6 protein-coding genes are annotated in these 6053 nt (G+C 63.3%); 5 read left to right on the top strand and 1 reads right to left on the bottom strand.

Annotated features, from left to right (window positions below):
• From AC1DX0_RS29275 to AC1DX0_RS29255, 5 genes are all read left to right on the top strand, one after another.
• On the top strand, positions 1 to 1168 hold a 1168-nt coding region (locus tag AC1DX0_RS29275; RefSeq protein WP_477357896.1), incomplete at its 5' end, for a vWA domain-containing protein.
• Between the two features lie 45 nt (positions 1169 to 1213).
• On the top strand, positions 1214 to 1552 hold the full coding sequence (locus AC1DX0_RS29270) for an XdhC family protein (RefSeq protein WP_477221298.1): 339 nt from the start codon (positions 1214 to 1216) through the stop codon (positions 1550 to 1552).
• 6 nt (positions 1553 to 1558) lie between these two features.
• A complete protein-coding gene (locus AC1DX0_RS29265) occupies positions 1559 to 2263 on the top strand; it encodes an XdhC family protein (protein ID WP_477221299.1) in 705 nt (234 codons plus the stop codon).
• Complete coding sequence (locus AC1DX0_RS29260) at positions 2260 to 3870, top strand: NTP transferase domain-containing protein (RefSeq protein WP_477221300.1); 1611 nt, start codon at positions 2260 to 2262, stop codon at positions 3868 to 3870. The genes AC1DX0_RS29265 and AC1DX0_RS29260 overlap by 4 nt, the downstream gene beginning before the upstream one ends.
• 32 nt (positions 3871 to 3902) lie before the next feature.
• Positions 3903 to 4802 (top strand): alpha/beta hydrolase family protein, encoded by a 900-nt coding sequence (locus AC1DX0_RS29255; RefSeq protein WP_477221301.1) that lies wholly within the window; start codon positions 3903 to 3905, stop codon positions 4800 to 4802.
• A gap of 34 nt (positions 4803 to 4836) precedes the next feature.
• On the opposite strand, the gene AC1DX0_RS29250 is transcribed toward AC1DX0_RS29255, so the two are convergent.
• The gene (locus AC1DX0_RS29250; protein ID WP_477221302.1) at positions 4837 to 5889 is read right to left on the bottom strand and encodes a DUF1176 domain-containing protein; all 1053 of its coding nucleotides are present in this window, start codon (positions 5887 to 5889) and stop codon (positions 4837 to 4839) included.
• Positions 5890 to 6053 lie beyond the last annotated feature (164 nt).

The raw sequence follows: 6053 nt of genomic DNA, 5'->3' as shown, positions 1-6053 counted from the left end.
GCGCAAGGCCGGCATGCGGGTCGGRCCGGCYTCGGTCAAGGAYGCCATCGAGGCGGTGCTGGCYGCCGGYATCGGYTCRCGCGACGATTTCTACTGGACGCTGCATGCGGTGCTGGTGTCCAGGCATGAGGATCACCCGACCTTCGACGAAGCCTTCCGGCTGTTCTGGAAATCGCGCGAATTGATCGAAAAGATGCTGGCCATGTTCTCGCCGGTGGCGCCTGACGCCAGGGAGAAGCAGAAGCCGCGCGCAGCCGAAAACCGCGTCAGCCAGGCGATGTTCGAGGGCCACCAGAAGAACCAGCCGCCGCAGGAAGTCCCTGAGATTGAGGTCGATGCCCGCTTTACCTTTTCCGGCAATGAAGTGCTGCGCGGCAAGGATTTTGCCCAGATGAACGCCGCCGAGATGGCCGATGCCAAGAAGGCCATCGCCGAGCTGCGATTGCCTTTCGACATGGTGCGGACCAGGCGCTTCAAGGCCGATGCGCATGGCCGCCGCATCGACCCGCGCGCCATGATGCGTTCGGCCGCGCGCACCGGCGGCGAACTGATCCTGCCGAAATTCCGCTCGGCCCGCGAAGTCCATCCGCCGCTGGTGGTTCTGGCCGACATTTCCGGCTCGATGAGCCAGTACACGCGCATCTTCCTGCATTTCCTGCACGCGCTGACGGAAAAGCGCCGCCGTGTGCACACTTTCGTCTTCGGCACGCGGCTGACCAACCTGACCCGGCAGATGCGCCACCGCGATCCCGATGCTGCACTTGCCGACTGCTCGGCTGCGGTCAAGGACTGGTCGGGCGGCACGCGCATCGGTGACACGCTGGCCGAGTTCAACCTGGTATGGTCGCGGCGCGTGCTGGGGCAGGGCGCGGTCGTGCTTCTGATCACCGACGGGCTGGAGCGTGACGATGTCGCCGGCCTGTCCGAGGAAATGGAGCGGCTGCACAAATCCTGCCGGCGGCTGATCTGGCTGAACCCGTTGCTGCGCTTTGACGGTTTTCAGGCGCGTGCCCGCGGCGTCAAGGCGATGCTGCCGCATGTCGACGAATTCCGTTCGGTCCACAATCTCGATGCGCTCGCCGACCTCTGCGCCTCGCTCGACAAGAAATCGGCACAGTCCGTCGATCCGCGGCGATGGATGGAAGCTGGCGCGAGGCACGCTGCATAGCCATATGTTGATCCACCGGAAAAACAGACTCTGAGAGAAGCGATCATGGACGACAGCATCTATCTCGATGAGGCCCGCGACCCGCTGATTATCGCGGAAGGCTGGATGAAGGACGGCAAGGATGTCGCCATTGCCACTGTGGTCGAGACTTGGGGTTCGGCGCCAAGGCCGGTCGGCAGCCATCTGGTCATCGACGCCGAAGGCAATTTCCAAGGCTCGGTCTCGGGCGGCTGCGTCGAGGGTGCCGTGGTGAGCGAGGCGATCGACGTGATCGACTCAGGGAAAGCCAAAATGCTCGAATTCGGCGTCGCCGACGAAACCGCCTGGCAGGTCGGCCTGTCCTGCGGCGGCCGCATCAAGGTTTATGTCGAGCGGTTGGGCTGATCTCAGATGGATCCATACGCCCTGAAAACGTTGAATGCCGAACGACGTGCCCGCCGCGCGGCGATCCTCGTCACCGATCTCGGTGATGGCCGCGACCGCATTGTGCGCGAGGGCGACCAGGTTGCCGGCGATCTTGGAGCCGCGATCGCTAGGGCATTTCGATCAGGCAATTCCGGTTCCGTCGAGGCGGAAGGGCGAACCTTCTTTCTCAACGCGCATCTGCCGCAGCCGCGCCTCGTGGTGGTCGGTGCCGTCCATATCAGCCAGGCGCTGGCGCCGATGGCCAGGATTGCCGGCTATCCCCTGGAGATCATCGATCCGCGCACCGCTTTTGCCACGCCCGACCGCTTCCCCGATGTCGCCTTGCATGCCGAGTGGCCGGAAGATGTGCTGAAGCGCCAGCCGCTCGACAGCTACACCGCCCTTGCCGCCGTCACCCATGACCCAAAAATCGATGATTTCGCGCTGAAGGCAGCCCTTGACGCCAACTGCTTCTATGTCGGCGCGCTTGGCAGCCGCAAGACGCACGCCAAGCGCGTCGAGCGCTTGCTGGCGCTGGGCGCGAGTGCTGAACAGATCGCCCGCATCCACGCGCCGATCGGGCTCGACATCGGTGCCGCCAGCCCGGCCGAGATCGCTGTCGCGGTGCTGGCGCAGGCGATCCACGCCTTCCGCTCGCGCGGCCTCGATGCCAAAGGCGCAGTGGCGTGAAATTCGGTCCGGTTGCCATTGAAGAGGCAGAGGGTGCGGTGCTGGCGCATGCCACCACCGCTGGCGAAAGGCGCTTTCGCAAGGCGCACAGGCTGAGCGCCGAAGACGTCTCCATACTCAAGCAGGCTGGCGTCTCGCAGGTTGTTGCGGCGGTGCTTTCCCAAGACGATCTCGGTGAGGACGCCGCGGCGCAAAGAATTGCCGAGAGCATGACTTTCAGCGGCATCGAGGCCAAGCCCGCCGCCACCGGACGCGTCAATCTCCACGCCAAGGCATCAGGTATCTTCACGGTCGACGCCGCTGTCATCGACGCCATCAACGCCGTCGATCCCGCCATCACCATTGCCACGCTAGCGCAGCATGCTCCGGTCGAGAAAGGTCAGATGGTCGCGACGGTGAAGATCATCCCGTTCGCAGTCAGCTCTGCGCTGGTCGATGCGGTCGCGAAAATCTGCGCCGGCGGCGAGATCTTTGCCGTCAATGCCTACCAGCCGGTRCGCGTCGGTGTCATCCAGACGGTTCTGCCSGGCATCAAGCCCAGCGTGCTCGACAAGACGCTGCGCGTCACCGAAGCAAGGCTGGCGCGTTCGGGCGGCAGGCTGACGGCGGAACGCCGCACGCCGCATGAGATCGCGCCCGTGGCGGCGGCCGCCGCCTCGCTGGCGCGCGACAATGACATGGTGGTGATCTTCGGCGCTTCGGCGATGAGCGATTTCGCCGATGTTGTTCCGGCAGCGATCGAAATGGCGGGGGGTACTGTCATCCGCGCGGGGATGCCGGTCGATCCCGGCAATCTGCTGGTGCTCGGCACGCTTGCCGGCAAGCGGGTCATCGGTGCGCCCGGCTGCGCCCGCAGCCCCAAGGAAAACGGCTTCGACTGGGTGCTTGACCGGTTGATCGCCGGCCTCGACGTCACCGCGAAGGACATCGCCGGCATGGGGGTCGGCGGTCTGCTGATGGAAATCCCGACACGGCCGCAGCCGCGCGAACCGCTGCCGGCCAAAAGCCGGCTCAAGGTCGCCATCGTGCTTCTGGCAGCCGGCCGGTCGAGCCGCATGGGCGGACCGAACAAGCTCATGGCGCTGTTCGACGGCAAGCCGCTGGTGCGCCGCACCGCCGAGCGCGTGCTCGCCTCGAAGGCTTCGGGCACGATCGTCGTCACCGGCCATCAGCGCGAACGGGTGCGCGCAGCTTTGTCGGGCCTCGACGTCACCTTCGCCGACAATCCGGATTTCGCCGATGGCCTGTCCACGTCGCTGAAGGCCGGTATTGCCTATCTGCCCGAAGACACAGCCGGCGTGATGATCGTTCTGGGAGACATGCCTGGTGTTGTGTCGGACGACCTCGACCGACTGATCGATGCCTTCCGCAAGGCTGGAGGCAATTCCGTGGTCCGCGCTTCGCATGAAGGTAAGCGCGGTAATCCGGTGCTTTTGCCACGCTCGCTGTTCCCGGCCATCGCTCATCTCGAAGGCGATACCGGCGCCCGCCATCTGGTCGAGGCCGAAGGACTCGACGTCATCGATGTCGAGATCGGCGAGGGCGCGTCTGTCGATGTTGACACCCGCGAGGCGCTCGAAGGCGCCGGCGGCGTGCTGCAGGATTGACAAACCCAGGCTGAATTACGCAAGCCTGCAGTATGGCTTTTCGTTTCCTTTCTCCTCTCCACGGCTTTCTGATCGCAACATTTGTTCTTGGCGTTGCCACCCATGCCGATGCGCTCGAACTAAAACCCTTCAAGGACGATCTCTTCGCCTACCCGGCCACGCTCTCGTCCGACACCAACGGCGCCTATACGGTCATCGACTATCGCGAAATGCGCGACATCAACCAGCGTGATGAAGTGCCGGAAAAGCGCGTGCATGCGCAATACACCGATACCAGCGTGCGCAAGGTGCAGCAGGACCTGATGCTGAAGACCGACGCCGGCGATGTCAGGCACGTCGCGGTCGGCAAGACCGAGGGTGCCGCTATCATCGTGCTCTACCTGCACGGGCAGGGCGGCAGCCGCAAGCAGGGCGTCGACGACTTCACTTTCGGCGGCAATTTCAACCGGCTCAAGAATTTGATGGCCGGCAATGGCGGGCTTTATCTCTCACCGGATTTCCCTGATTTCGGCGACAAGGGCGCCGCGCAAATCGCGGCCTTGATCGATCACTATGCCGAGCAGTCGCCGGGCGCGAAAATCTTCGTCGCCTGCGGCTCGATGGGCGGTTCCCTGTGCTGGAAGCTTGCCGCGCGCAACGATACCGGCCGGCGCGTCAACGGGCTGCTGCTGCTCGGATCTCTGTGGGACGATAGTTTTCTTGGCAGTCCCGCCTTCAGGCGCCATGTCCCGGTCTTCTTCGGCCAGGGCAGCCATGACGTGGTCTTTCCCGTGGCGAACCAGGAAGCCTTCTTCCGCTCCATTATCGCCAAGTCGAAAGCCTATCCCTATCCGACCCGCTTCGTCCGCTTCGAGACCGGCACGCATGGCACGCCGATCCGCATGGTCGACTGGCGCGGCACGCTGAACTGGATGCTGTCGAAGGCGCCTTGATACAAAAGGACAAAAGCTTGAAGCGCATCGCGCTTCAGGGTGCGGTGTTGTAGTCGACAATCGTCTGCGGATTTTCTTCGCCATCATAGGACGCGTCGACGTCATACTGAACCAGCGAAAAATCACCGTTACGGAACAAATATGTGCCGGAGTCGGAGGCATCACCGATGCCGCGCCATTTGTTGAAAGTGGTGATCGTATGGGCGTCCGGGTCATAGTCGGAGTTGGTGGCCCATCCCGTCGTGTGGAAGCCGACCACCGTTACGCTCAACAGCTTGCCGTCACTGTCGTTGTTTTCGTAGCGGATATCGGTCTCCGGTTCGGCGAACTGCAATTGGCGCACGCCGTCGACCTCATCCGTCATATAGTAGATCGAGTTCTCATTGTAGGCGGCGGCCGCACAGGAAAAATGAAACAGGCGCGTTTCCTTGTCGGGATCGCCGGGCTGCGCATTCTTGTCCTTGTACTTGATCGAAAAGACTTCCGGCTCGTTGGCCACAAGGTCCTTGTCGCACTGGTCGCCATAGGTCGCGAGAAAAGCCTTCTTGGCCTGTTCCAGCACCGTATCCTTCTTTGGCGGCGGCGGACCGTCGCCGCAGCTTGGCGGCACAGCCTCCTCGAAATCGGCGGTCGAAGGTTTCAGCGCGCCTTTTTCGATGTGGATCGGATCGAAGGGCGGCGCGGCCTGGGCCTGCGCGTTCACCTGGCGCAGCGTGTAGCAGCCGGCGAAAACCTTTTCGCCGCCGCTCTTGTCGGTGGCACGGATGGCGACAGGGACGTTGTAGAAGATGCTGCCGGCGGCGCCATCGTCTGAAATGGCACCGGTTGTGACTTCGACCTTGTCGGTACCGTCATAGCCCTTGACGAAACTGTCGAAATCCTTAGCCGGCTTCGCATCGCCATAGTAACCCCAGGCCCGGGCGAATTCGTGCCGGTTGATGGCGCTGTAGAGCGAGCGGATGACCGCCTCGGCGCTCGACCGGTCGTCGACATAGGGCGCTTCGGGCGCGTCGTCAGCGGCCAGCGCCGTTTGGCCGGATATGGCAAGGGAGAAAAGGGCAGTCGCTGCGAGAAGGACGCGTCTCATCGGGAATCTCCGCTCGATAACGGAAATTCTACCACAGCGATTGCGGCGGCGTGGTGACGCGGAGCCCACGGCGCTTGAAGAATCGTGCACACAGGCGCTAGGTCCCTGCGCCGGCGTTCGGGCCGGACAGGGAGATTTGACGTGACCATATCGATGTATGAGGC

This window comes from Mesorhizobium sp. P3_A9 (assembly GCF_056402975.1).
The sequence above is the reverse complement of the archived record's forward strand: the minus strand, read 5'-3'. Positions and strand labels throughout refer to the sequence as shown.

Coding starts and splice junctions, on each gene's coding strand:
- AC1DX0_RS29270 (WP_477221298.1), top strand. CDS start 1,214: ATGGACGACAGCATCTATCTCGATGAGGCCCGCGACCCGCTGATTATC.
- AC1DX0_RS29265 (WP_477221299.1), top strand. CDS start 1,559: ATGGATCCATACGCCCTGAAAACGTTGAATGCCGAACGACGTGCCCGC.
- AC1DX0_RS29255 (WP_477221301.1), top strand. CDS start 3,903: ATGGCTTTTCGTTTCCTTTCTCCTCTCCACGGCTTTCTGATCGCAACA.
- AC1DX0_RS29250 (WP_477221302.1), bottom strand. CDS start 5,889: ATGAGACGCGTCCTTCTCGCAGCGACTGCCCTTTTCTCCCTTGCCATA.